The sequence below is a fragment of the Ruegeria sp. BI12 genome, from assembly GCF_056537985.1.
On record NZ_JBQFSL010000002.1, the window covers coordinates 1,217,431 to 1,242,189 of the forward strand.

Annotated in this window: 24 protein-coding genes; 16 read left to right on the plus strand and 8 right to left on the minus strand. The window is 56.5% G+C overall.

Annotated elements, in window-relative coordinates; genetic code table 11:
* Positions 1–208 precede the first annotated feature (208 nt).
* The 7 genes from ACR0AK_RS18665 to ACR0AK_RS18695 all read right to left on the minus strand — a co-directional run bounded on the left by ACR0AK_RS18665 (position 209) and on the right by ACR0AK_RS18695 (position 7,866).
* On the minus strand, positions 209–739 hold the full coding sequence (locus ACR0AK_RS18665; protein WP_480794482.1) for a TetR/AcrR family transcriptional regulator: 531 nt from the start codon (positions 737–739) through the stop codon (positions 209–211).
* 148 nt (positions 740–887) lie between these two features.
* Positions 888–1,445, minus strand: coding sequence for a RidA family protein (locus ACR0AK_RS18670; RefSeq protein ID WP_480794483.1), 558 nt, complete (start codon positions 1,443–1,445; stop codon positions 888–890).
* A gap of 577 nt (positions 1,446–2,022) precedes the next feature.
* Positions 2,023–3,276 (minus strand): Tm-1-like ATP-binding domain-containing protein, encoded by a 1,254-nt coding sequence (locus ACR0AK_RS18675; RefSeq protein WP_480794484.1) that lies wholly within the window; start codon positions 3,274–3,276, stop codon positions 2,023–2,025.
* A 28-nt stretch (positions 3,277–3,304) separates the two neighbouring features.
* Positions 3,305–4,789, minus strand: coding sequence for an aldehyde dehydrogenase family protein (locus ACR0AK_RS18680; RefSeq protein ID WP_480794485.1), 1,485 nt, complete (start codon positions 4,787–4,789; stop codon positions 3,305–3,307).
* Between the two features lie 7 nt (positions 4,790–4,796).
* On the minus strand, positions 4,797–6,329 hold the full coding sequence (locus ACR0AK_RS18685; RefSeq protein ID WP_480794486.1) for a tripartite tricarboxylate transporter permease: 1,533 nt from the start codon (positions 6,327–6,329) through the stop codon (positions 4,797–4,799).
* A gap of 10 nt (positions 6,330–6,339) precedes the next feature.
* The gene (locus tag ACR0AK_RS18690; RefSeq protein WP_170560709.1) at positions 6,340–6,876 is read right to left on the minus strand and encodes a tripartite tricarboxylate transporter TctB family protein; all 537 of its coding nucleotides are present in this window, start codon (positions 6,874–6,876) and stop codon (positions 6,340–6,342) included.
* 60 nt (positions 6,877–6,936) lie between these two features.
* Positions 6,937–7,866 carry a tripartite tricarboxylate transporter substrate binding protein gene (locus ACR0AK_RS18695; RefSeq protein WP_480794487.1) on the minus strand — a complete coding sequence of 310 codons (930 nt, stop codon included), beginning with the start codon at positions 7,864–7,866 and terminating at the stop codon, positions 6,937–6,939.
* Positions 7,867–7,975: 109 nt separating this feature from the next.
* On the opposite strand from ACR0AK_RS18695, the gene ACR0AK_RS18700 reads away from it, so the two are divergent.
* Both ACR0AK_RS18700 and ACR0AK_RS18705 read left to right on the plus strand, forming a co-directional pair.
* On the plus strand, positions 7,976–8,755 hold the full coding sequence (locus ACR0AK_RS18700; protein WP_480794488.1) for an IclR family transcriptional regulator: 780 nt from the start codon (positions 7,976–7,978) through the stop codon (positions 8,753–8,755).
* Positions 8,756–8,789: 34 nt separating this feature from the next.
* Entirely contained in the window at positions 8,790–10,142 is a 1,353-nt protein-coding gene (locus ACR0AK_RS18705; RefSeq protein ID WP_480794489.1) for an aminotransferase class III-fold pyridoxal phosphate-dependent enzyme, read from the plus strand.
* Between the two features lie 33 nt (positions 10,143–10,175).
* On the opposite strand, the gene hpaR is transcribed toward ACR0AK_RS18705, so the two are convergent.
* Positions 10,176–10,616 carry a homoprotocatechuate degradation operon regulator HpaR gene (gene hpaR, locus ACR0AK_RS18710; protein WP_480794490.1) on the minus strand — a complete coding sequence of 147 codons (441 nt, stop codon included), beginning with the start codon at positions 10,614–10,616 and terminating at the stop codon, positions 10,176–10,178.
* A gap of 105 nt (positions 10,617–10,721) precedes the next feature.
* Here hpaR and ACR0AK_RS18715 point away from each other — a divergent pair, with 105 nt between their 5' ends.
* The 14 genes from ACR0AK_RS18715 to ACR0AK_RS18780 all read left to right on the plus strand — a co-directional run bounded on the left by ACR0AK_RS18715 (position 10,722) and on the right by ACR0AK_RS18780 (position 24,714).
* Positions 10,722–11,120 (plus strand): 5-carboxymethyl-2-hydroxymuconate Delta-isomerase, encoded by a 399-nt coding sequence (locus ACR0AK_RS18715; RefSeq protein WP_480794491.1) that lies wholly within the window; start codon positions 10,722–10,724, stop codon positions 11,118–11,120.
* Between the two features lie 3 nt (positions 11,121–11,123).
* Positions 11,124–12,632: a 5-carboxymethyl-2-hydroxymuconate semialdehyde dehydrogenase gene (hpaE, locus tag ACR0AK_RS18720; RefSeq protein WP_480794492.1), complete on the plus strand. Its 1,509-nt coding sequence runs from the start codon at positions 11,124–11,126 to the stop codon at positions 12,630–12,632.
* Positions 12,633–12,799: 167 nt separating this feature from the next.
* Positions 12,800–13,642 (plus strand): 3,4-dihydroxyphenylacetate 2,3-dioxygenase, encoded by an 843-nt coding sequence (hpaD, locus tag ACR0AK_RS18725; RefSeq protein ID WP_170560716.1) that lies wholly within the window; start codon positions 12,800–12,802, stop codon positions 13,640–13,642.
* Between the two features lie 24 nt (positions 13,643–13,666).
* Positions 13,667–15,148, plus strand: coding sequence for an NAD-dependent succinate-semialdehyde dehydrogenase (locus ACR0AK_RS18730; protein WP_480794493.1), 1,482 nt, complete (start codon positions 13,667–13,669; stop codon positions 15,146–15,148).
* Positions 15,148–16,002 carry a fumarylacetoacetate hydrolase family protein gene (locus ACR0AK_RS18735; protein ID WP_480794494.1) on the plus strand — a complete coding sequence of 285 codons (855 nt, stop codon included), beginning with the start codon at positions 15,148–15,150 and terminating at the stop codon, positions 16,000–16,002. Before ACR0AK_RS18730 ends, ACR0AK_RS18735 begins: the two co-directional genes overlap by 1 nt.
* Positions 15,999–16,799 carry a 2-oxo-hept-4-ene-1,7-dioate hydratase gene (gene hpaH, locus ACR0AK_RS18740; RefSeq protein WP_480794495.1) on the plus strand — a complete coding sequence of 267 codons (801 nt, stop codon included), beginning with the start codon at positions 15,999–16,001 and terminating at the stop codon, positions 16,797–16,799. The genes ACR0AK_RS18735 and hpaH overlap by 4 nt, the downstream gene beginning before the upstream one ends.
* Positions 16,800–16,811: 12 nt before the next feature.
* Entirely contained in the window at positions 16,812–17,867 is a 1,056-nt protein-coding gene (locus ACR0AK_RS18745) for an aldolase/citrate lyase family protein (protein ID WP_480794496.1), read from the plus strand.
* 34 nt (positions 17,868–17,901) lie between these two features.
* Positions 17,902–18,630 carry a metallophosphoesterase family protein gene (locus ACR0AK_RS18750; RefSeq protein ID WP_480794497.1) on the plus strand — a complete coding sequence of 243 codons (729 nt, stop codon included), beginning with the start codon at positions 17,902–17,904 and terminating at the stop codon, positions 18,628–18,630.
* Positions 18,631–18,999: 369 nt separating this feature from the next.
* Entirely contained in the window at positions 19,000–19,950 is a 951-nt protein-coding gene (locus ACR0AK_RS18755; protein ID WP_480794498.1) for an MBL fold metallo-hydrolase, read from the plus strand.
* Positions 19,951–19,975: 25 nt separating this feature from the next.
* A complete protein-coding gene (locus ACR0AK_RS18760; protein ID WP_480794499.1) occupies positions 19,976–21,610 on the plus strand; it encodes an FAD-dependent oxidoreductase in 1,635 nt (544 codons plus the stop codon).
* Entirely contained in the window at positions 21,607–21,798 is a 192-nt protein-coding gene (locus ACR0AK_RS18765) for a DUF2783 domain-containing protein (RefSeq protein ID WP_170560724.1), read from the plus strand. Before ACR0AK_RS18760 ends, ACR0AK_RS18765 begins: the two co-directional genes overlap by 4 nt.
* Positions 21,799–21,814: 16 nt before the next feature.
* On the plus strand, positions 21,815–22,849 hold the full coding sequence (locus tag ACR0AK_RS18770) for a TRAP transporter substrate-binding protein (protein ID WP_170560725.1): 1,035 nt from the start codon (positions 21,815–21,817) through the stop codon (positions 22,847–22,849).
* A 3-nt stretch (positions 22,850–22,852) separates the two neighbouring features.
* A complete protein-coding gene (locus ACR0AK_RS18775; protein ID WP_480794500.1) occupies positions 22,853–23,401 on the plus strand; it encodes a TRAP transporter small permease in 549 nt (182 codons plus the stop codon).
* On the plus strand, positions 23,398–24,714 hold the full coding sequence (locus ACR0AK_RS18780; RefSeq protein WP_170560727.1) for a TRAP transporter large permease: 1,317 nt from the start codon (positions 23,398–23,400) through the stop codon (positions 24,712–24,714). Before ACR0AK_RS18775 ends, ACR0AK_RS18780 begins: the two co-directional genes overlap by 4 nt.
* The last annotated feature ends 45 nt before the right edge of the window (positions 24,715–24,759 follow it).

Consider the following 24,759-nt stretch of genomic DNA (forward strand, 5'->3'; position numbering starts at 1 on the left):
GTGCAGCACTTTGAGTTTAGGTGCTCCGGTCAACGTCGGGTTGAGGTGTCTGCCAGCCTGGCCTCGTTGAATTCACCGACCTTCAGACGTAATTACATCCAGACGATCAAACAGGGCATTTGTCGTTGACCAATATTGTGCCCGTGCGGTTACTCGTCGTGGACAGCAAGATACGCAACAAACATGTGCCGGTTTTGAGGCGACAGAATTAACTTTTGTCTATCGTTTTGAACAGCTGATCCCATTCCTTATCGGCAAGCGACACAAAACCCAGCGACCTAATTGCTATTAACGCTTGATTGATCAGCAAAGCGACTTCTGGACCTTTTCCGAGTTCCTCGCTCGTTTTAACCATAGCAAGTTTTCCGTCGAACCAATCACGTGATCGCGCCCTGAGGTCATTGCTTTGCGTGACAAGGATCATCATAGCGCTGTGATGTTTGGGCTTGTTCTCATACGCCAATCGAGTTGCCTGAACTTGGATTTCGACTTCGCTCGTAGAGGCGGGTGACGCTGCCCGAACTCGCTGTACTGCTTCTTGAAGTGTTGCTTCCCAACGCTCCAGCAGATCTGAGATCAGCTTGTCTCGTGTTCCGAAATTAGATTGAATACCGCCCTTGGAAACACCAGCCATCTGCGCCACATTGGCAATAGAAAGCGCATGAGAGCCTTTCTCCAAGATCAGCTTTTCGGCCGCATCCAGTAGCATATCCTTGTTTAGTTTTTGATGCCTTGCCATTTATGATTGCCTCCAGAAACACCCGCTTCATAACGTTTTGGGGATATTGATGTCACCAGAAATGCAGGCGGATATCATCAAGAAGATGGACAAAAAGACCGGGGGCGAACTTGCCCCGGTCGGATTGCTCTCTTGGATCTGGAAACCCTTAGGCGCCCACCGCATGACCGACAAGTTCAACCTTCATGCCCGGGAATGCAAAGCCAGAGATTTGTAGCAGAGCGCCTCCAAACCGCGCACCGCCATCAACCGTCACGCGTTGATGGATCGTCTCCTCAAAAACCTCAAAGAACCCCTGCATGTCCGTGGTAAAAACATTCAAGGTTACTAGATTGCTCCAATCCATGCCGGCCGCTGACAGCGCTTTTTCCATGTTGTCGAGCGTCTGATTAATTTGACCGGCGATGCTGTTCGGGTGCTGCACTTCTCCATTCTCATCGGTCGGACCTTGTCCTGCCATGTAGAATGAGCGGTGCGGTCCCGACACCACGTTGCCTGTGACAAAGCCGTAACCTGCCTGCCAAGGCAATGGCTCGATCAGTTTTCGATCAATTGAGGCGTTGGGGGTATCAGCAGAAGCGCCGGTTGGTAGCGCAGTAATTCCTGCTGCCGCGGCCGCAAATGGCAGAGTGTTTTCAAAGAACTTCCTTCGCCCTTCATTGATTTTGTCGGAGCGGTATTTTTCTTGGTCAGTCGTTTGCATCATCGTTTTTCCATATTCTGACAGGGTCCATGATCCCTCAAAGCGACATTTAAATACGTTCGTATTTAAATGCAATCGTCAGAATAATTCCCAGCATAGCCAATACTGTTCTGTGCTGCAGTTCAGATGCCGCAGCTTTGACATAGCCGCTATCTGCACATCGCAGACATCGATACTGGCTGTGGCCCTAGGCTCCTTGCTGACCTCGGAGGCAGCGCAGCATGTTTTGATAAAGTGTTTCAGCCAACGTCTGGTTATCGTTCTGGGAAGGCCCGGCGGAACGGAGGATCAGTTATGGAAACACCAAATTTTCCTGCCGTACAGTTCGAGACTGGGCGCGATTTGGCGGCATGGCTGACCCTCTCACCACTTAACTAGTGCAACAGCGATCGGCGCGGCTTTAATACTGTGTTATGCTAAGGCCAGTTCCTGGGTTGTACTTTGTCCGGGCCCAACTGCTCATCTTCACCAGCGACCACCCTGTATTCGAACAGTAGATCCCCAATAAAATTTTACGCCACAAAACCATGTCGAGTCATAGTTTGCCGGTAACTTCCAGAAAAGCCGCCGTCCGCCTTGGTCAAACAGCTTCGGGAACGTTGCCTTTTTCAACCACACCTTCAGCAACCCATGTGTCGAACTGGTCCAAAACTGCGTCAACGAATGCCACGTCGTTGATATGAGCCGTGACTTCGGTCACCGGCGTTACGGCCGGCATGACAAGGCGAGCTTCATCTATCATGGCTTCACGCGCCTCGGAATCGTAGGCGTCTCCTCCGACTCGGTCCCATTCCTCAATGCCTTCAAGGGGCAGAAAAAAATGTGCCGGAGCGGCGGACGCTGACAAGCGGTTTGCGATTTCCCGGATGGTCGCTCGTCGCTCTTCTGCGTTGAATACCGCGCTTTTGATCAGGCGGTTATGTTCATGGAACGGGCGATCAGCATATTGATCGGGGATGTCCTGCCAACCGGCAAAATCCAAAAGATCCAGCGCGCCCGGTGCCACCATCTGTGGCACACCCGCACGCCCGGCATTTGTCAGCCTGTCCTGTCCCGAAGACACCAATGACCCTGCCAGCATGTTGGCGAATTCTTGCATGCAGAAATCCATTACACAGCAGAACGCACCCTCACCCGCAAGTTTCTCGAAGGCCATGCCGCCCATGCCCGTTGAATGGAACACAGCCACTTCGTAACCCCGTTCTTCCAACGCGGGTTTCAGAGTTTTCATGTATCGCAGACAGGATGAACCCAACGAGGTCATTCCGATCATCGGGCGATCACGCAGGGGGCACTGTACGGCCCGGGCAGCACCCAACACAGCGCCTGCCGCCTGGCTCAGCGATGAACGGCAAACCGAGTTCATACCATAAAGCCCGCCTGCCCACAGGATCATCTGAATATCCGGTGCCAAACGATGCGGTGGGATCAACGGTGAGAAGCTGACGGTCGAGACGATGTATTTTGGCACACCCATCGGCAAAGCCTGCGCGCAATCCAGCGCCAGATCAGTACCCATCGTGCCCCCAGTTGCCAGCATCGCGTCGAACCTGCCTTCGGCGTAGACCTGTGCCACAACTGCTGCTGCGCCCTGCGACATCACACGAAAAGCCTTGTTTTCGTCGCCGAGCGCAATCACCTCTTCTATGGTCATGCCACCGGCCGCGGCCACATCGTGTTTGGAAATGTCTGTAGCAGCAGACGGGTCTCCAAGAACCGAGACATCCATGGTCAGCACATTGCCACCCTGCGCCTTGATGCATTCTTCGATGTACCGCATCTCGGGGTCTTTTGTGTCATAGGTGCCGATCAGCAAAATCGTTTTTTTGCCCATGGTTTTCTTCTCCTCCCAGGTCTTTGTCTTACAGCTGAAACCAGGCCGTTTTCAGATCGAAGTATTTCTCCATTGCGTGCAGCGACTTGTCGTGGCCATTGCCCGACTGCTTTACACCACCCAAAGGCACTGTGCCGTCCGCGCCGCCGTAGGTATTGACGTGAATGACGCCCGAACGGATGCCCGCCACCATACGATGAGCTCGGCTCAGGTTCGCGGTCCAGACGCCAGCAGCCAGACCATAGTCGCTGTCATTAGCAAGGCGCATGGCCTCGTCCTCATCTTTGAACGGGGTGACGGCCAGAACCGGGCCAAATACCTCGTTGCGGAACAGATTGTCGGTGGGTTTGACCCCGTTCATCACCGTGGGCGACATGTAGTAGCCTCCGGTTTCGAGCAAGATACGCTCGCCGCCGGTGCGGCGCTCTGCACCCTCTGTTTCGGCCCTGGCAACGAAACCCAGATTGCTTTCCAGTTCCGGCAACGAGTGCACTGCACCGATCTGGGTGTTCAGATCCAACGGATCTCCAACGCGGAATTCCTGTGCGTGTTTAACAATCTCGGCAACGAAGTCTTCGTGGATATCTTCCTGCACCAGCAGGCGCGATCCTGCGACGCAAATCTGTCCTGAATTACGGAAGATACCTGCGGCAGAGACCTTGGCTGCCTGCGCCAAATCGGGGGCATCGTTAAAGACGATATTGGGCGATTTGCCGCCCAATTCCAGGTAGCACCGCTTCAGGTTCGAGCGCGCCGAGTATTCCAGCAGCCGCCGACCCGTCGCACCGGACCCGGTGAAAACCATGACGTCTACATCCATCGAAAGTGCCAGCGTTTCTCCCACGACACTGCCCTTGCCGGTGACCACGTTCAGAACACCGTCCGGCACACCTGCCTCAAGCGCCAGTTCCGCCAGACGCAGAAGGCTCAAAGACGCCGATTCCGCCGGTTTCAGAACCACCGAATTGCCAGCCGCCAGCGCAGGCGCGACTTTCCACGCGCCGATCATCATCGGCATGTTCCAAGGCACAATCGCGCCCACAACACCTACCGGCGCGTGATGTACAAGCCCCAGAACGTTTTCCGCCGTGGGTGCGATCTGGCCATAGATTTTGTCAATTGCCTCGCCGTAGTAGCGGAATGTGCCTGCCGCCGACATCGGCTCGGCCTTCATGGCCATATTGATTTCCGTGCCGTTGTCCCGCACCCCTAGAACTGCCAGCTCCAGCGCGTGTTTTTCGATCAGATCAGCCAGTTTCAACAGCACCTTCTTACGCGCGGCAGGGGCCTGACGCGACCAACGGCCGTCCTCGAACGCTGCGCGGGCAGCCGCGATGGCCCGCTCCATATCCTCGGGAGTACCGGCGGCGATTTGGGTCAACACGCAGCCATCTATGGGAGAGATCACATCCAGGTTTTCGCCCCCGGCCGAAGCTTGCCATTGTCCGTCAATCAGATGCGTACGAGCAGATACAGATTCGTTGCGCAGGGCATCGATGGAAATTTGATCCATGTGTCGCTTATCCTTGCTGGTTCGGATGGTCAGAATCCACTGCAGGCAAATTGGGTTCTGGTCGTAGTTTGTTCTTGAATTCGAAGTACAACGTGCGGAAGTGCAGGATCACAATCAGCACAATCAGCCCGAAAAGAATGGCCGCGATGGGGCGGTCGATGAAATCCAATGGCGATTTTACCCGCGCCATGGCGCTGCGCAGCTTGGTCTCCATGATACCGCCCAGAACCATGCCCAGAATGATTGGAACAATCGGCAGGTCCAGCCGTTTGAGTATCAGGCCGAACACCCCGAACCCGGCGGCAATCGCGCAATCTGTGATCGAGTTGCGCAGGCTGTACACCCCGACAAACGCCAGGATCAGAATCATTACCCCAAGGAACCGTGTCGGTATCTGAATGATCTTGAGCAGCAAATTGGTCGAGAACAGCAGGAACACCAGAACGATCACGTTCAGCAGGATCAGCGCCATGTACAACGCCATAACGAAATCCATCTGGGTCTCGAACAGCTGCGGCCCGGGGATCACGTTGTGAACATAAAACACCGAGAGCATCATCGCGGTCAGTGCTTCCCCCGGGATACCAAGCGCCAAAAGTGGGATCATCGCAGCCCCTGGGACGGCGTTGTTCGCCGCCTCGGACGCCACCAGCCCTTCGGGCGATCCGTCACCAAATTTCTCCGGCTCTTTCGAGGTTTTTTGGGCATAGGTGTAGGACAGGAACTGCGATGTGAATTCGCCGGTGCCGGGCACCATTCCCATGAGCACACCAATGCTGGACGATACCGTGGCGATACGCTTGATGCCCAACAGCTCTTTCAGACCAGAAAACATGTTGCCGTTTACATGCGTGTCGCCCGGCGCGTGGTTTTTTTCCAGCAACAGCAGAAATGCCTGACTGATCGCGAACAGGCCCAGCACGACAACGATAAGATCAATGCCTGACGCCAGCCAGCTTTGATCAAAGGTGAACCGGCGGGTATATTTCACCGGCTCCAGTCCCACAGTATTCAGAAAAACGCCGAAGGCCGCCAGCATCCCGGCTGCAAAGATCTGCCCCCGATGGGCCAGTACCACCAGAACGATACCCAACAGCGCGGCCAGAAAAATCTCGCGACTTCCGAAATGTGGGGCGACCAGGGCCAGCACGGGGGACAACACCATCAGGCAGATGATCGCAAAGACGCCGCCAAAGAATGACGCCGAATAGGCCAACGCCAGAGCGCGATGCCCCTGTCCTCGTTTCGTCATGGGATAACCATCATACGTGGTCAGCGCATTGACGGCAGTGCCCGGCGTGTTGATCAGGATCGCCGGAATGGCTCCGCCATACATGGACGAGCCATAGATGCCCAACAACAGGGTCAGACCCACGATTGGTTCAAAGGCAAAAGTGGCCGGCAAAAGGATTGCGATGGCGACCGCAGCACCCACGCCGGGCAAAGCACCGATGATGACGCCACCGATCGAACCGATCAGCAGGGCGACAATGACCTGCCATTGCAGCAGGATAGAAACTCCGGACAGAAGCGTTTCCATGACGCCCTCCTTACAGGTAGGTCAGCGCAAAGGCGCGCACGGAATCGGGAAGATATTCATAGATTGCTCCGGCAGGGATTTTGACCTGAAGAAAGCCGCGGAAGACGATCGTAACCACGAAGCCGAACAACGCTGCTATGCCGACCGCGCCTGACCCCCGGAACCCAGCCCGCAGGGTCAAAAAGACCGCGAACAGCATCGTCGACGGCAGATAGCCAAGCTGTGGCACCAACAGGACATAAATCAGAAAATAAACGACATATTCGAACGACCGGGCCCAAAACCCGACCTCGGTCCAGCGCCCGCTGATCCGGTCGGACAAGGCTGAACTGAGCCAATGTAGAAACCCGAACACCACCATGCACCAGACAGCAATCGTAGGCCACAGACCCGGTTGCGCGAACCATTTGGTCCTTTTGACAACCTTGGTCTGATCACCCAGCTGGGATAAGAGAAAAACCGCGAAGGCTAAAAACAGCACTGCGAAAACAACATCGCCCGGACGGCGATATCTTTTGAACATGTCCTGTAGTGTCTTAGCGATCATCGTCTTCCTCCCACCCAGAAAAAAGAGCGCGAAACTGTGTCTCGCGCCCCTTTTTGAGCCTTATTCGCCCAAAATCTCTTCGATTTTTGCGAAGGACGCTTTGTCAGTTTCAATCTGCGCGTTGGACGCATCCGGGTCCTGCCAGTAGATCAGCGCTCCGGTTTCTTCAGCCAGTGCCTTGGCCTTGTCTGATTGCAGTGCCTTTTGCGCGGCGGCAGTGATCTTTTCGCGGGCTTCAGGGGGTGTGTCCTTGTGAACGAACAAACCGTTCCAAAGCGCCAGCGGCAGGTCCGGGTTAAGTTCGACGATCGTAGGTGTGTCCGGCACCAGTGAAATTCGTTCGCCGCCGATGCTGGCCAGAACATTCACCTGATCTAGACAGGGCAGCACAAGTTGAAGCGTGGTGTTGATTACATCCACATCGCCTGAGGCCAATGTATTGCAATCCAACGCGTCAAATGCAGCTTCGCTAGCGAAGTCGAAACCGCTGCTGACCGCCGCTGCAAAAGTCACCTGAGTTGGGGGCAAGACCGAACCAAAATGTCCGAGCGCCAGGTCGTTTTCTTTGCCATGCGCCACGAGCTCCTCCCAGTTCGAAAAAGGCGCGTCTTTGCTTGCTGCAATCACGAAAGGATAGGTCAGAAAGATACCGATGGGGTCAAACGGGTTCGGGTTAAGTTCTGGGATGCCTATTTCCGGCCCAATAACCGGCACACCAATTACGAACGATCCGATTGTGTAGCCGTCCGCTGGGGCGGTGGCCACTTCTACGGCACCGGGAAACGGGCCACCACCGCCGCCGGGCTTGTTCACCACGGCCGCAGGAACACCGTACATCGCCTGGAATTCGTCCGCGATCATCCGCGTCAGAACATCTTCCAGATCGCCCGGAGGCCACGGAACCACAAAGGAAACCGGCTTTTCGGGATACTCGGCCAGTGCAGCTGTTGCAGAAGCTACAAAGGCGGCGGTTGCTAGAAATTTCTTCATTGACACCTCCCAGTGCGTGGTTCATTTATTGAACCGTGTTAACAATAAATATCTTGCTTTGTTAAATTGTATCTGTCAAGTATATGGTGTGCCTAAGGAGGTATGAAGAATGGGGACCGCCCTTAACGCCCTGAAAATGTTAGAATACTTTTCGAACTCGCGGCCAGAGATCGGCCTGAGCCAACTTTCTCGGCTTTCAGGAGCCAACAAGGCAACCACACTCAGGCATCTGCGGGCGTTGGAAGAATTTGGATTGATCGAGCAGAATCCGATGTCCAAGTCCTACATGATTGGGCCCGCGGCGCTGCGCTTGGCGGCGCTGCGCGAGATTGCCAAGCCTGGCTTGGAGGGTGCCCGTTCACAGATGCGATCCGCAATGCAAGCCGTTGGAGAAAGCCTGCACTTATCCCTCCTTGAAAAAGACACGCTAAAAACCGCCCTTGTGGTCGAGGCAATGCAACATAGCGTGCGAGTTAGCCTGGATCCGACCGAGATCATCCCGATAAATGCTACGGCATCGGGCCTGTGCATGCTTAGCTTTGGCCCGACTTTTCTTTTCGACCGTCTCGGTTCTGATCCGCTTACCCGCTATACGGACCAGACCCTTACCGACCCGGATACAATTCGCGAACGCGTCAAGCTGGTCGGTTGCGCAGGATGGGCCAACAGCAATGGCAGCTACGAGGATGGCGTTTATGGCTTTGCCTCGCCCATCTTCGGCATTGACCAAATCGCAATCGGAACAATAGCGATTGCCGTTCCCGAAAGTCGTGCCACGCGTGAACGGCTGCCCGCAATCCTCAGTTCGCTTCACACATTAACGCATGAGCTGACCGCAAATTTTGGCGGCCAGATACCCGAGACATTTCCAACCGAATTCCACCCGTGAAAGGCAGTGGACTCAATACCCGGAGAACCCCGAAATGAAAGATTCCAACTTTCTGAAGGAAAATAACGCTCGACATTTCTGGCATCCAATGGCGCACCCTGCCGACAGCCAGAAGAACCCGCCCACAATCCTGACCGGAGGCGAAGGGGTCAGCATCGTCGATATTGACGGGCACAAGGCTATCGACGCCGTAGGTGGTCTTTGGAACGTCAATCTGGGCTATTCCTGTGATCCGGTGAAACAGGCCATCGCCGATCAGATGAACGCCCTGCCCTATTACTCGACCTTTCGCGGCACCAGCAATGACAAGGCAATTGAGCTTTCATACGAGTTGGCACAGTTTTTTGCCCCCGATGGGCTGACCCGTGCGTTCTTTACTTCGGGTGGTTCAGATTCTGTTGAGATCGCGCTGAAACTGGCGCGGCAGTATCACAAAGTACGTGGTCAAGAGGGGCGCACTAAATTCATCAGCCTGAAACAAGGCTATCACGGCACCCATTTCGCCGCCGCCTCGGTAAATGGAAACCAGAAGTTCCGAGCGGCTTATGAGCCGATGATGCCAGGATGTTTCCATGTGCCCGCTCCGTGGACCTACCGAAACCCGTTTGATGAGACCGACCCCGAACGTCTGGCGCAGCTCTGCGTCCAAGCGCTGGAAGCAGAAACAACGTTCCAGGGCGCGAACACCGTCGCCGCTTTCATAATGGAACCCGTTCTTGGCGCCGGTGGTGTGATCCCACCGCACAAAAGTTTCATGCCCATGGTGCGCGACGTCTGCTCGAAACACGGCATTCTTCTGATATCGGACGAGATCATCACCGCCTTTGGCCGGACTGGCAGCGAAAGTGGCGCGCGGCATTGGGGCGTGCAGCCCGACATCATGACCACCGCCAAGGCAATCACCAATGGTTACTTCCCGTTTGGTGCGGCCATGATCTCGGGCGCAGTCGCCGAGGTGTTTGAAAGTGACACCACAGGCAAGGCGTCAGTTGATCAGGGTTATACCTATTCCGGCCACCCGGTCGGCGCGGCAGCAGCTTTGGCGGCCCTGTCGGAAATCAACCGCCTAAGGGTTTGGGAAAATGCGTCCGCTCGTGGGGATGAATTGTTCGCCGGTCTGAAAAAGCTGGCTGAGAAATACGATGCGATTGGCGATGTACGCGGCGGCGAGGGTCTGATGTGCGCGCTGGAACTGGTGTCAGACCGTGCCACCAAAGCACCAATCGCCAAGCATCTGCCTTTGCAGGTTCAGAAGGCGGCCTATGAAGATGGCGTGATGGTCCGTGTATCGGGCAACAACATCATCCTGTCGCCGCCTCTGATCATCACATCTGACGATGTTTCCAAGATCCTGTCGGCCCTCGACACCGGCTTGGCAAGTCTTTGATCGCAGTTCTGACTCTGGCTTTAGAGGCCGGGGTCAGACTTTTACGGCCTGCAACTCCTCAAGCAGGTCTAGCAGGTGGCTCAGTTTTTCGCGCCCCATCTGCGCCTCGATATTATTGGCGATCGCCAATGAGGTCGCGAGGTTATCCTCAAGAATCCGGCGCCCGTCATCCGTGATCTTCACCATGGTTCGACGCTTGTCCTGGTTGTCCTGACGGCGGGTGATCTGGCCTTCGGCCTCCATCGTGCGCAGAATGCGCGTCAGGCTAGGCAACAGCAGACACGCCTCGTTGGCGATGGCACTTTGTTCGACTTCGCCCAATTCGTCCAAAACACGCAGGATGCGCCATTTTTGTTCAGTCAGCTGAATGCCCTGCAGCATATCCCGGATCGGGGCCATAACGGTTTCGCGCGCGCGCAGCAAAGCAATCGGAAGGGATCGAGACGTGCTCTGGGTGTGGCTTTGAGTGTTCATGCCCGACTTCTAGAGCCCCAATTCGGGAATTGCAAAGATTAACAAAGCAAGCTCTTGACGGGCGCAACGCAATTTACTAAACATGTTAACAATAAAGGAGGAAGCATGCCGCATTTTCACGTCGAATATTCCAGCAATCTGGACGACCGTGTCGACATGACTGGCTTGTGCGAGTGCATTCGCGCGACGGCGGCGGAGATTGACACCTTCCCCCTGCCAGGCATTCGTGTTCGCGCAATGCGTGCTGACCACTATGCGATCGCCGACGGCAACCCAGACCATAGCTTTATTGATATCTCGATACGCCTGCGTGGCGGCCGCCCCGATGACGTCAAGCAGGATGCCACGCAGCGCATTTTTGCGGCAGTCAAAGCTTATCTGGCACCCGCCTTGTCACAATACTCGATCGCGCTTTCGCTTGAGATGCGCGACATCGACCCAGATCTATCGCCCAAGACCGGCACGATCCGAGAACACTTGAGCGCGACCACGCAGGAGACCTGAAGCATGAGTGCACTGGACACAAATATCGAGAAACTAGCGGGATTCTTGGCGCGGTTCAAAAAGACGGGCATCAAGAACCGCATCGCAGGTGAGGATCGGGATGGCGGTGCAGGCGTGTTCCAGTCCACCTCGCCGGTAGACAAATCAGTGATTTGCGATGTCGCGCATGGTACCGCCGATGACATCGATACTGCGGCCAAGGCCGCCCATGCCGCGTTCGCCGACTGGCGCGACATGCCCGCAACCCAGCGTCGCCGCATCCTATTGAACGTAGCCGAAGCCATCGAGGCGCGCGCCGAGGAAATCGCCCTGTGCGAATGCTGGGATACAGGACAAACCTTGCGGTTCATGTCCAAAGCAGCACTGCGCGGGGCCGAGAACTTCCGCTATTTCGCCGATCAGGTGGTCCAGGCCCGCGATGGCCAGCATCTGAAGTCGCCTACGCTGATGAATATAACCACCCGCGTGCCGATCGGCCCGGTGGGTGTGATCACCCCCTGGAACACACCGTTCATGCTGTCGACTTGGAAAATAGCTCCGGCACTGGCCGCCGGTTGCACTGTGGTCCATAAACCGGCCGAGGACAGCCCCCTTACTGCGCGCCTGCTCGTAGAAATCGCCGAAGAGGCCGGCTTGCCCAAAGGAGTGCTGAATACGGTCAACGGATTTGGCCCTGATGTGGGCAAGGCGCTAACCGAGCACCCCCTGATCAAGGCCATCGCTTTTGTCGGCGAAAGCCGCACCGGGTCGGTCATCACCAAACAGGGTGCCGATACGCTCAAGCGTATGCATCTGGAACTTGGCGGCAAGAACCCGGTCATCGTTTTTGATGACGCCGATCTGGAACGGGCGCTGGATGCGGTGATCTTCATGATCTACTCAATCAACGGCGAGCGCTGCACCTCTTCTTCACGCCTGCTGGTCCATGACACGATCAAGGAAGAGTTCGAGGCCAAACTGATTGAACGCGTAAACAACATCAAGGTCGGCCACCCGCTGGACCCGGCGACCGAGATCGGCCCTCTTGTGACCAAAGAACACTATAACAAGGTAACCAGTTATTTCGACATCGCCAAAGAGGATGGTGCGACCGTGGCAGCCGGCGGCGTCAAAGTGGGTGACGAGGGTTACTTCGTTCGCCCGACCCTGTTCACCAATGCCACAAACCAGATGCGCATCGCGCGCGAGGAGATCTTCGGCCCGGTTCTCACCTCCATCCCCTTTTCGACCGAGGAAGAAGCGTTGCAGATCGCCAATGACACGCCTTATGGACTAACCGGTTACGTTTGGACCAACGATCTGACCCGCGCGTTGCGTTTTACAGACAAGCTCGAAGCTGGAATGATCTGGGTGAACTCGGAAAACGTCCGCCACCTGCCGACACCTTTTGGCGGCGTTAAGGCCTCTGGCATCGGTCGTGACGGCGGCGACTGGTCGTTCGAGTTCTACATGGAGCAGAAACACGTCGGATTTGCTACTGGCCAACACAAGATCGTACAGCTGGGCAAATAACTCAGAAGCTACGGTATCCCAACAGTGGGCCGCACATCGAACTAAGTTAGGATACGCGCAAACACCTATGGTTCAGAAAACCCGCTTTGGGTCTGACCAAATGTCGTCCAACCGCCAATTCTCCCTTCGAGGCGGTTAGACGACACCTTTAATAAGGAGGAATTGTTATGGGAAAGATTGTACAAGCGGCCAAGATCACGCATGTGCCCAGCATCTGGATGTCCCACACAATGCCCAAGTACAAAGGCATCCGGCAACCTGCTATTGATGGATACGCGCGCCTGCGTCAGGACGCGATTGACCGCAGCGTTGATACGTTCATCATTTTCGACACGCATTGGATCACCAATCAGGGCTTTCACCTGAACGCCAAGCAACACCACAAAGGCCGGTTTATCAGCCACGAGCTGCCGCATATGCTGGCAGATATGGAATTCGATTATCGCGGTGACCCAGAGCTTGCGAACAGCATTCTGGACGTGATGAAGGAACGCGGCGAACGCGCACTGGGGCATGCACAGCCCGATCTGGGCATGGAATACGGTACGCTGCTGCCGATGCATTTCATCAACGACGGCGTCAATGCTCGGGTGCTGCCGGTGGCGGTCAACCAGTTTTCCTCAATTGCCGAAAACCGTGTCTGGGGCGAGGCCATCGCAGAAGGCATCCGGCGTTCGGATCGTAATGTCTCGATCCTGGCGTCGGGCTCACTTAGTCACGATTTCACTCCAAACGAACGCTCAGTCGATGGGTTGAATGCGGTCAATGGCGAGTTCAACCGTCAGATGGACTTGCGTGTACTGGAGCTGTGGGAGCAAGGACGATTTGAAGAATTCCTCGAACTCCTGCCCGACTACGCCAAGAAGTGTACCGGCGAATGCGCGATGAACGACACGGCGCTGCTGTTCGGAGCTCTGGGCTGGGGCAGCTACCAAGGCGAAATCGATATTTACACGCCCTATTTCGGAAGCTCCGGAACAGGACAGGCAAATATTAGCTTTTCGGTCTAAGACCGAAACACAGGAACCACCGGAATGACAGAGCTTTGTCTCAACGATCCTTCTTTGCTAGCTCAGGCAGCTAAAGTGGGAACCAAATGGATTAGTATTACCGACGTTACAGACACGATCGACGTCACCAATCCGGCCACGGGTGCAGTGATTGGCAAAGTCCCCAATCTGGGAGCTGAAGAAACCGCCACCGCCATCGCCGAAGCGCAAACCGCTCAAAAGGCGTGGGCCGCGCGCGCAGCAAAAGAGCGTAGTCAGATTCTGCGGCGCTGGTATGACCTGATGATGGAAAATCAGGACGATCTGGGCGCCATACTAACCGCCGAACAGGGCAAACCACTGACCGAAGCCAAAGGTGAGATCGCTTATGGGGCCAGTTTCATCGAATGGTTCGCCGAAGAGGCGCGCCGAGCTTATGGCGACGTGACGCCCGGTCATGCGCCGGACAAGCGGATCGTCACCATAAAACAGCCCATCGGAGTCGTGGCCGCGATCACGCCTTGGAACTTCCCCAATGCGATGATTACCCGCAAGGCCGGCCCGGCCCTTGCCGCAGGCTGTTCGATGGTTCTGAAACCTGCCAGCCAGACGCCCTTCTCGGCCATCGCGCTCGCCATTCTGGCCGAGCGGGCGGGTCTTCCGGACGGTCTGTTCTCGGTCCTAACCGGATCAGCGCGCGGGATCGGCGGAGAGATGACCTCCAGCAAGATCGTACAGAAGCTGACCTTTACTGGATCGACCGAAATCGGCGCACTGCTTTATGCGCAATGTGCTCCTACGATCAAGAAACTAGGGTTGGAGCTGGGCGGCAACGCGCCGTTCATCGTGTTCGACGATGCGGATCTGGATGCCGCCGTCGAAGGCGCCGTTATTGCCAAGTTCCGCAATAACGGTCAGACCTGCGTCTGCGCCAACCGCATTTATGTGCAGGCCGGTGTGTATGACGCCTTTGCCGAAAAGCTGGCCGCGAAGGTGGCGACCCTGCCAACTGGAAACGGGTTTGACGAAGGCATCATTTTTGGTCCCCTGATCGATCAGGCCGCCGTGGAAAAAGTGACCGAACATATCGCTGACGCCACGACCAAAGGCGCAACTGTAACCCTTGGCGGCAAGGCCCACGAATTGGGCGGCACCTTCTTTGAACCCACAATTCTGACCAGCGTAACATCGGAGATGGCCGTGGCCACAGAAGAAACCTTTGGCCCAGTTGCACCCCTGTTCAAATTCGACGCGGAAGCTGAGGTCGTCGCGGCGGCCAACAACACTGAATTCGGCCTCGCCTCATATTTCTATTCTCGTGATATGGCCCGCGTCTGGCGCGTGTCTGAGGCGCTGGAATATGGCATGGTCGGGATCAATACCGGCCTGATCTCGACCGCCGAAGCGCCATTTGGCGGCGTTAAGATGTCCGGCTTGGGCCGCGAGGGATCGCGCCACGGGCTCGATGATTTCATGGAACTGAAATATCTTTGCATGGGTGGCATTGACGCCGCCGAGGAGGCCTGATGCGTTTTGCAACTTACACCGCCAAAGGAGCAACCTATTTCGGTGCCATAACCGATGACGGCGCAATCGCACTGAACGACGCTTTCCCTGATCAGGCCAGCCTCTATGAGGTGATCGCCGCAGGCGACTTTGACAAACTGGCCGGGGCATCAGAGGGGCGCGAAGTGACCCACGCGGAGTTCACGTATGAAATGGTAATGCCGGATGTCCGCCGCATCCTTTGTGTCGGAGTGAACTTTCCCGACCGCAATGCGGAATACAAGGATGGCAGCACACAGCCGAAATACATGTCGCTGTTCCCGCGCTTTGCGAGCGGTTTCACCGGTCACAACCGCCCGCTGATCCGTCCGCCGGAAAACCACACGCTGGATTACGAGGGCGAGGTGGCCATAGTGATCGGAAAGGCCGGGCGTCGGATTTCGCAGGAAGATGCCTATGACCACATTGCAGCGCTGACACTGTGCAACGAAGGCACGATCCGTGACTGGGTACGGCACGCCAAGTTTAATGTCACGCAGGGCAAGAACTGGGACAACTCGGGGGCCATTGGCCCGTGGCTGGTGCCGTTCACTGATGCGGCACAACTGGACGATGCCCGCATACAGACCCACGTGAATGGCGAACTACGCCAGGACGACACGCTGAACCGCATGATGTTTCCGATCCGGCGCGAAATCGAATACATCTCGACCTTCATGACGCTGCAGCCCGGCGACATTATCGTCACCGGAACGCCCACCGGCGCAGGCGCGCGGTTTGATCCGCCAAGGTATCTGGCTCCGGGCGACGTCGTCGAGGTTTCGGTCAACGGGATCGGCACCCTGCGCAACACCGTTGAGGATGAGCAGGTATGACGCCCGAAGATCACGCCCGCGCCGCCATGGACTTGCTGCAGGCCGAGCGCACGCGCGAACAGATCGGACTGCTTACCCTGCGCCACCCCGAAATGGGGATGGATGACGCTTATGGGGTACAGAACGCGATCTATCGACAAAAGCTGAGCGAAGGCCGCAAAGTGATTGGCTGGAAAATCGGGCTGACCTCGAAGGCTATGCAATATGCGTTGAACATCGACATCCCCGACAGCGGAATTCTGTTTGATGACATGGCGTTCGACAACGGCAGTACTGTGCCTGCAGGCCGTTTCATCCAGCCTCGGATCGAAGCAGAAATCGCCTTTGTCTTGAAGTCGGCAGTGGGCGGTGAACATGTCACCCGCGAGGATATACTCGCAGCCACACATTACGTCGCCCCATCTATCGAAATTCTCGACACCCGAATTCAGAGAGTAGACCCCGAAACCGGCAATACACGCACTGTCTTTGACACCATCAGTGACAATGCCGCCAATGCGGGCATTGTTTTGGGTAACGAGCGTCACGCCTGTGATGCGTTCGACCTTCGCTGGGTCGGCGCGTTGACATTCCGCAATGGCGAGGTCGAAGAGACCGGTCTGGGCGCAGGCGTGCTGAATGACCCAGTGGAAAGCGTAGTCTGGCTGGCCCGACGTATGGCGCAATACGGCCAAAGTATCGAACCCGGTCAGGTGATCCTGTCGGGCAGCTTCATCCGCCCCGTCGAATGCCCCTCGGGCACAGAAATCCACGCGGATTTCGGCCCGTTCGGATCGGTCGATATCAACTTTGCCTGAAGGAGCGCCCTGATGCCTGCGCCAAAGAATACGTTCAAGGCCGCGCTGGCCGCCGGGCAGCCTCAGATAGGCTGTTGGGTTGGAATGGCCGATGCCTACGCTGCGGAAATCGCCGCAACCGCTCGGTTCGACTGGCTGCTGGTCGATGGGGAGCACGCGCCGAACGACCTGCGCACAGTTTTGGAACAGGTGCGCGTGATCGAAAGCTCTGGCAGCGTACCCGTCGCGCGCCTCCCGATTGGCGAGACCTGGATGATCAAGCAGTATCTGGATGCCGGCGTTCAGAATATTCTGGTTCCGATGGTCGAAAGCGGCGATCAGGCGCACAATCTGGTGCGCGCCGTGCAATACCCGCCGCATGGGGTGCGCGGTGTCGGCTCGGCGCTGGCGCGCGCTTCGCACTTTGCTGCAATCCCTGACTATCTGAAAACCGCGGACGATCAGATCTGCCTGTTGGTACAAGTGGAAAATCGCACCGGGCTGGACGCGCTGGACGATATTCTGACTTCTGGCGTAGACGGGGTGTTCATAGGCCCCTCGGATCTGGCCGCCGACATGGGGCATATCGGCAACGCCGCCCACCCCGAGGTCGAGGCTGCTGTTCTGAACGCGCTAAAACGGATCGTCGCATCGGGCAAGGCGGCAGGTATTCTGACGATGGATCCGGCAATGCAGCGCAAGTGTCTGGATCTGGGCGTTACTTTTCTGGCCACCAATATTGACGTCGTCCTGTTCGCAAAGACCGTCCGCGCAGCGGCGGATGCTGCCTTGGCTTTGCTCCCGGATCAGAGCGTGACGGGCACTGCCCAGACCGATGCCGCCAGCAAGTACCTGAAGCAATTGTGTAAACACTGGTCCCACAAAGCTGAGGTCTCATTCGATGACAATCAGGGCCGTGTTGCGTTTCCCGACGGAGATCGGGTTACGTTGACGGCCACAGCAGAACGCCTGTCAATCGAAGCTGAAACGGGACCGCGTGGTGATTTGGCCCGATGGCAAAAAGTGATCGAGGCGCACCTGGTCCGTTTCGCCTTCCGCGAAGATTTCAGGATCGACTGGGCCAGATAGTCCGAAGATCAGCCTCTGAACCGGAAAGAACGCGATGCCCGATCCCATATATGCCATCGGAGATATACATGGGCAGCTCGAAATGCTGCAGGATGCGCTGGCGCGGATCGAACAGGATGGCGGCCCGGACGCAAGAATTATCTTTATCGGTGATTATACAGACCGGGGCCCCGACAGCCGTGGGGTTCTGGACTTACTGAATCAGGGAAAGATGGAAGGCCGTAACTGGATCTTCCTGCGCGGCAATCACGACCAGATGTGCGGCATGTTTCTGGAGGAATACCCTCGCAATGACGCACGGCTGCTCGTTGGATATCATTGGCTGCATCCACGGATCGGCGGGGTCGAAACGTTGAAGTCTTATGGGGTCGACGTGGTCGAGGACGACCGCATCTTTCAGATCCACGCCCGCGCCAAAGCGGCGGTTCCGCAGGCCCATATCAACTTTCTGCTAGGGCTGCTGCCCCGCCATTTGGAGGACAATCTGCTATTTGTTCACGCTGGCATCCGGCCCGGCGTTCCGCTGAACCAGCAGGACCCAGACGACATGATTTGGATCCGCGACGAGTTTCTGGACTTCAAGGCCCCTCACCCCTGGCTGGTGGTTCACGGCCACACCCATGTGGCCGAGCCGGAACATCACGGCAACCGTATCAATCTGGATACAGGAGCAGGCTATGGCCACGCCCTTACAGCTGCCGTGTTTGAAGGCACCAACTGCTGGGTTCTGGATGCGGGTGGACGCAGACCTTTGACACCCTGAGGTAGCCTCTGACTCACATTGTGCAAACATGTAGAATTTCCACCGGCGTTTCTATTCCGGTTTTGCCCGACGAAGATCTTCAGGTCACGAGACCCTTGGGTAACTGGGAAAGAACTGACTACTCAGCCATCTCGACGTACTGGCAAACTCGATAATGGCCAGGCGCGTACTGGCTTCCAAAGAACCTCGAACTAAAAAACGTGTTTTTCGGCCAGATACTTCGCGAAACCCTACTCGATTGTTCTCTGAGTGAGGCGTTCAAACCGATGGCTCCAAAACGAAACAGCATTGACATTAGTTTCATTTGTAACGATAGTCGTTGCAAATGAAACGACATGAGTCGCAAGCAAATTACTTTGGGAGAACACAATGGCTAAGGCATTCGCATCTCAGGGAGATTTGGTTGAAAAAACGATCAGCTTCACCGAGGTGGGTGAAGGGTTATGGGCCTTTACTGCCGAAGGAGATCCCAATTCCGGGGTGATCATCGGTGATGACGCCGTAATGATCGTCGAAGCGCAGGCAACGCCACGGCTGGCAAACAAGGTGATCGAGAAAGTCCGTGAGGTAACCGACAAACCGATCACGCACCTGGCGCTGACCCACTATCACGCAGTTCGTGTTCTTGGCGCTTCGGCCTACGGTGCGGATCAAATACTAATGTCCGAAACAACCCGGGTACAGGTTGTTGAGCGTGGTCAGGAAGACTGGGACAGTGAATTTCAGCGCTTCCCGCGCCTGTTCGAAGGCCATGAAAGCATTCCGGGGCTTACTTGGCCCACGACCACCTTCAGGGATCGCATGAGCGTTTATCTTGGCAACCGGCGCGTTGACCTGATGCATCTCGGACGTGCCCACACTGCAGGTGACATTGTCATTCATGTCCCTGACCAGAATGTCATGTTTACCGGTGACATCGTCGAATACCATTCGGCCTGCTACTGCGGTGACGGTCATTTCAACGATTGGGGCGGCACGCTCGACAATATCGCTGCATTCGATGTTGACGCCATTGCACCGGGTCGCGGGGATGCGCTGATCGGCAAAGACATGGTTGAGGCGGCAATCGAGTCCACCCGGGACTTCGTCGAGAGCACCTATCTTCCCGCGGCGAAAATTGCGGCGCGCGGTGGAACTCTGAAAGAGGCCTGGGACGCTGTTCGGGACGCCTGCGACCCGAAATTCGCGGACTACGCCATCTACGAACACTGCCTGCCGTTCAACGTAGCGCGCGCTTATGACGAGGCGCGCGGCATCGACACGCCGCGCATCTGGACGGCGCAACGCGACTTGGAAATGTGGGAGCAACTGCAGGGTTGAACGCCTGAAGGGAGGGGATTCTTCGATGTTCGATGACCGTTACAAGCTGGCTTACAAAAGCTATCCATACGAAAAGTCGCCGGATCAGGATCTGGACGCGCCGGTACGCTACCCGGTCGTAGTCATGGGCGGGGGCCCGATCGGGATCGCCACCGCGCTTGACCTCGGTCGTCAGGATGTTCCTGTCGTGGTTCTTGATGACCATGAAGGTATCGGTATGGGCAGCCGGGCCATCTGTTTCGCAAAGCGGTGCCTGGAAGTCGCGGATCGCTATGGCTGTGGTGAGCCGATGCTCGACAAGGGAGTCGTCTGGAATCTCGGCAAGGTTTTCCACCGCGACGATAAAGTGTTCGAATTCAATCTGCTGCCGGAGGACGGGCATAAATACCCCGCCTTCATCAACCTTCAACAACCTTATTTCGAACAGTATATGATCGACCGCCTGCGCGAGTTGCAAGACGAGGGTGCCCCGATCCAGTTGCGCGGTAAAAACCGTGTCGACAAGGTCCAGGTGCTCGACGATCACGTCGTTTTGACGGTGATGACACCAGACGGACCCTATACGCTGGAAGCCGATTGGCTGATCGGTTGTGATGGTGCAAATTCACCGCTGCGCGGGATGCTCGGACTTGATTTCAGCGGCCGCGTCTTCGAGGACAGCTTTCTGATCGCCGATATCAAACTGAAAGGCGATCTGAATTTTCCCACCGAACGCTGGTTCTGGTTCGAGCCAACACACGGTTCGGGTGCCTCTGCCCTTTTGCACAAGCAGCCTGACGATGTCTGGCGGATCGATTTTCAGATTGGCTGGGATGTGGACCGAAAGGAAGAACTGAAAGAAGAGAATATCCGCCGACGGTTGGATGCGATGCTGGGGGACGTGGACTATGAAATGGTCTGGTCCTCGATCTACACATTCCAATGCAAACGAATGGAAAGCTTCCGTTCTGGTCGGGTGGTTTTTGCTGGCGATGCGGCACACCAGGTCTCGCCCTTTGGTGCGCGCGGTGCCAATTCCGGTATGCAGGATGTCGACAACCTCGGCTGGAAACTAGGGTTGGTAATTCAAGGCAAAGCGCCGGAAAGCCTGCTTGAAACTTACAACGACGAACGCATCCATGGCGCGGATGAGAACATCCTGAACTCCACCCGCTCTACCGATTTCATCACACCGAAATCTGAAACCAGCCAGATTTTCCGCGATGCGGTCCTAAGCCTGAGCGGAACCTATGAATTCGCGCGACCGATGGTGAATTCGGGCAGGCTTTCGGTCCCTTGTGTTTACAGTGGATCACGGCTCAATTCAGCCGATGCACTTGCGGGCGGTCCCGAGCGGACCCAGCCAGGGGCTCCCTGCCCTGATGCGCCTTTAGGCGACGAATTCCTGCTCTCTAAACTTGGCGACAAGTTCATTCTTTTGACAATCGATACAGAAGCACCGGACGTTCTGGAAGAAGATGGGGTCGTCGCGCGTCGGCTGGCGCTCTCGACCCGCGACGACCCGACTGGTCAACTCAAGAAACGCTACCTCGGCGAAGCCACTTCTGCAGTCTACCTGATCCGCCCCGACCAGCATGTCGCGGCCCGTCGAGCAGAATTCAACGAGCCCCTTATGCGCGCGGCCTTGCACCGTGCCATTGGCAAGGAGGCAAACCAATGAACGACCTGATCCTGACCCCCAATATTGACGGAACTGACGATTTCTACGCCGAACTTTTGGCCACCCACGAGGGCAAGAGCAAGGAAGAAAGCGATGCGATCAACGCGCGTTTAATTCTGATTTTGGCCAACCATATCGGCGACCGCGACGTCCTGAGCCAGGCGCTGAGGACCGCAGACATCACGTAATCCAAGGGAGGAAACCATGAACATCAAACTAAAGGGCAACACCATGCTGCTCGCCGGCATTGCAACCGTTGCAATGTCCATCGCGACAACGGCCGCGGCCGAAACCAAGCTGGCGCTTTCAAGTTGGCTGCCGCCACGCCACCCAATCGTGGTTGACGCGATCAAACCCTGGGCCAAACAGGTGGAAGAAGTCACCGATGGTCGCGTAACTGTACGTGTTCTTGCAAAGCCCATGGGCCCGCCTCCGGCGCATTACGACATGGCTGCCGAAGGTATTGCCGACATCACCTACGGCCTTCATTCATTCACCACCGACGACCGTTTCACCCGCTCGCGGATCGGGCAGTTTTCGTTCATCGGTGACGACGCTGTTGCCGGGTCTAAGGCGTTCTGGAATGTCTATTCCGGCCCACTGGAGGCGCAGAAAGAACATGAAGGCACCAAGCTTCTCGGGCTTTTTGTGCACGGCCCAGGCATGTTGCACAACAATGTCCGCAAGATCGAGACAACGGACGATTTCGCAGGCCTGAAGATCCGCGTACCCGGCGGCTATATCTCGGATCTGATGTCCGGTCTCGGCTCCACAACGCTCTTCATGTCTTCGGGTGAGGTTTATGAAAAGCTCTCGCGCGGTGTGATCGACGGCGTGACGTTCCCGTACGATGCTCTGGCTGCGTTCAAGCTGACCGAAGACGTCAAGTACACGATGCAAGTCCCCGGCGGCATCTACAACACCACTTGGTTCATGGTCATGAACGAAGACAAATGGAACGAGATCTCTGAAGAGGATCAGGCGGCCATCGAGGCGATTTCCGGCGAAGCCTTTGCCACACTAGTTGGCGAAGCTTGGGTTGGTGCAGACGAGAAAGGCAGCGCCGCGGCCGAAAAGGCCGGGATCGAAATCTACGAAGCGCCAGCCGAAGTCGTTGATGCGATCAAATCCCAGGCAGCAGATGCCGAAACAGCGTGGTCCGAAGCCATCTCGGCGGACGGCTATGACGGGGCGGCAGCACTGGAAGAAATGCGCAAGCAAGCTGGCGTGGACTTCTGATCAATGGAGCGGCTTCGCCATCGTTTCCCCGACCAGCCCCCCGAAGAGGGGCTGGACATCGGATTGCTGCTCGACAGATCGCTGGGTGTCGGAGCTGCGCTGATCCTGTTCAGCATCGTCCTCATCACTTGTGTGGATGTGGTTGGCCGCTACCTGTTCAACGCGCCGCTTTCCGGCGCCTTCGAACTCACTGAAATTCTGCTGGCAGCACTAGTTTTTCTGGCTCTGCCACTTACAACAGAACGCCGCGAGCATGTCGAAGTAGACCTGCTGAATCTTGCGCTTGGACGTAAGGCCCAACGTCTCATGTCGGCCTTTGCGGGCCTGTTTTCCGCGGCGCTGCTGGCCACCTTCGCCTGGCGTCTTTTCACCCATGCGGCCAAGGCGGCCCATGATGGCGCGGTGACCAATGCGCTAGAGATTCCGTTGGCGCCATTCGGTTACCTGGCCGGCGTTTCATGCATGGTTTCGGCATTCATCGCTTTTCTGCGTGGATTGCAGCCACCCGTCGAGCACGAGACTGACAAAGACCACCTGGAGAGCGCGCCATGATTGAATCTCTGATCGGCTTTGCGATCCTTCTGGGTCTCATTCTGCTGCGCGTACCCATTGCATTCGCAATGGCGGCCGTTGGTGGCTTCGGTTTCGCCTTCATGCGCGGCTGGGAACCGGCCTGGGCTATGACAGGTCAAGTGGCCTTTGACACTTCTTTGTCTTATTCCCTTTCGGTCATCCCTCTGTTCATCTTCATGGGGAACGTATTGGCCGGTTCAGGCGTAGCTCACGGCCTGTTTGCAGGTGCTGATCGGCTTTTTGGCAGATTGCGCGGCGGGCTAGCCATGGCCTCGGTCTTTTCCTGCGGAGGCTTTTCTGCGGTCTGCGGCTCGTCGCTGGCCACGGCAGCGACGATGTCAAAAGTGGCAATGCCTTCCATGCGCCGTTTTGGTTATGATGATCGGCTGGCGACAGGTTCCATCGCCGCTGGTGGTACGCTGGGTATTCTGATCCCTCCCTCGGTGATCCTGATCATTTATGGCCTGCTTACCGAAACCAATATCGCCAAGCTCTTCATCGCTGGAATCGTGCCCGGCATCATTGGCGTCCTGCTCTATCTTGGCGCGGTTATGGTGGCCGTACGGATCAACCCCGCTCTGGCTCCGGAGGAAGAGAACACCGAACCGATGAGCCGGTCCGACGTCGTGGGTGTCTTTTGCGTGTTGGGCCTCTTCCTTTTCATCATGGTCGGCATTTATGGTGGCTTCTTCACTCCGACCGAGGCCGCCGGGATGGGCGCAGGCGCAGCCGTGCTGATTGCATTGGCCCTCAGGACAATGACATGGCGCGGCTTTTTCACGGCCACACTGGATTCGATCCGAGCGACGGCAATGATCTTTGCTGTCATCATCGGCGCAGAACTTTTCACTAACTTCATCAACTATGCCGGTTTGCCGGACGCACTGTCGGGTTTTATCATCGATAATGAGTTACCAGTCTGGGCTGTGATCTTGTTTATCATCGCAACGTACATGGTGCTTGGCTGCGTTCTGGAAAGTCTGTCGATGATCCTTCTGACGGTGCCGGTCTTCTACCCGTTGATGTTCGAGCTTGAGTTTGCAAACGAACTGCTTCTCGATCCGGAAAACGCGTTGATCTGGTTTGCAATTGTCGTCGTCGTGGCCACAGAAATCAGTTTGATTACACCGCCAGTGGGCATGAATGTATTCGTGCTGAAGGGTGTACTGCAGGATGTCTCACTCGGGACCATCTTCCGCGGCGTGCTGCCCTTCTGGATCGCGGACATCCTGCGGCTGACGTTGCTCATCTTGGTCCCCTCGCTTTCGCTCTGGTTGGTGGGGCTTATGTGAACGGCTGCCCCGTGCGCCGCCCCGACGCCAAAAACTGCTGCCTCG

Coding starts and splice junctions, on each gene's coding strand:
- ACR0AK_RS18665 (WP_480794482.1), bottom strand. CDS start 739: ATGGCAAGGCATCAAAAACTAAACAAGGATATGCTACTGGATGCGGCC.
- ACR0AK_RS18670 (WP_480794483.1), bottom strand. CDS start 1,445: ATGATGCAAACGACTGACCAAGAAAAATACCGCTCCGACAAAATCAAT.
- ACR0AK_RS18675 (WP_480794484.1), bottom strand. CDS start 3,276: ATGGGCAAAAAAACGATTTTGCTGATCGGCACCTATGACACAAAAGAC.
- ACR0AK_RS18680 (WP_480794485.1), bottom strand. CDS start 4,789: ATGGATCAAATTTCCATCGATGCCCTGCGCAACGAATCTGTATCTGCT.
- ACR0AK_RS18685 (WP_480794486.1), bottom strand. CDS start 6,329: ATGGAAACGCTTCTGTCCGGAGTTTCTATCCTGCTGCAATGGCAGGTC.
- ACR0AK_RS18690 (WP_170560709.1), bottom strand. CDS start 6,876: ATGATCGCTAAGACACTACAGGACATGTTCAAAAGATATCGCCGTCCG.
- ACR0AK_RS18695 (WP_480794487.1), bottom strand. CDS start 7,866: ATGAAGAAATTTCTAGCAACCGCCGCCTTTGTAGCTTCTGCAACAGCT.
- ACR0AK_RS18700 (WP_480794488.1), top strand. CDS start 7,976: ATGGGGACCGCCCTTAACGCCCTGAAAATGTTAGAATACTTTTCGAAC.
- ACR0AK_RS18705 (WP_480794489.1), top strand. CDS start 8,790: ATGAAAGATTCCAACTTTCTGAAGGAAAATAACGCTCGACATTTCTGG.
- hpaR (WP_480794490.1), bottom strand. CDS start 10,616: ATGAACACTCAAAGCCACACCCAGAGCACGTCTCGATCCCTTCCGATT.
- ACR0AK_RS18715 (WP_480794491.1), top strand. CDS start 10,722: ATGCCGCATTTTCACGTCGAATATTCCAGCAATCTGGACGACCGTGTC.
- hpaE (WP_480794492.1), top strand. CDS start 11,124: ATGAGTGCACTGGACACAAATATCGAGAAACTAGCGGGATTCTTGGCG.
- hpaD (WP_170560716.1), top strand. CDS start 12,800: ATGGGAAAGATTGTACAAGCGGCCAAGATCACGCATGTGCCCAGCATC.
- ACR0AK_RS18730 (WP_480794493.1), top strand. CDS start 13,667: ATGACAGAGCTTTGTCTCAACGATCCTTCTTTGCTAGCTCAGGCAGCT.
- ACR0AK_RS18735 (WP_480794494.1), top strand. CDS start 15,148: ATGCGTTTTGCAACTTACACCGCCAAAGGAGCAACCTATTTCGGTGCC.
- hpaH (WP_480794495.1), top strand. CDS start 15,999: ATGACGCCCGAAGATCACGCCCGCGCCGCCATGGACTTGCTGCAGGCC.
- ACR0AK_RS18745 (WP_480794496.1), top strand. CDS start 16,812: ATGCCTGCGCCAAAGAATACGTTCAAGGCCGCGCTGGCCGCCGGGCAG.
- ACR0AK_RS18750 (WP_480794497.1), top strand. CDS start 17,902: ATGCCCGATCCCATATATGCCATCGGAGATATACATGGGCAGCTCGAA.
- ACR0AK_RS18755 (WP_480794498.1), top strand. CDS start 19,000: ATGGCTAAGGCATTCGCATCTCAGGGAGATTTGGTTGAAAAAACGATC.
- ACR0AK_RS18760 (WP_480794499.1), top strand. CDS start 19,976: ATGTTCGATGACCGTTACAAGCTGGCTTACAAAAGCTATCCATACGAA.
- ACR0AK_RS18765 (WP_170560724.1), top strand. CDS start 21,607: ATGAACGACCTGATCCTGACCCCCAATATTGACGGAACTGACGATTTC.
- ACR0AK_RS18770 (WP_170560725.1), top strand. CDS start 21,815: ATGAACATCAAACTAAAGGGCAACACCATGCTGCTCGCCGGCATTGCA.
- ACR0AK_RS18775 (WP_480794500.1), top strand. CDS start 22,853: ATGGAGCGGCTTCGCCATCGTTTCCCCGACCAGCCCCCCGAAGAGGGG.
- ACR0AK_RS18780 (WP_170560727.1), top strand. CDS start 23,398: ATGATTGAATCTCTGATCGGCTTTGCGATCCTTCTGGGTCTCATTCTG.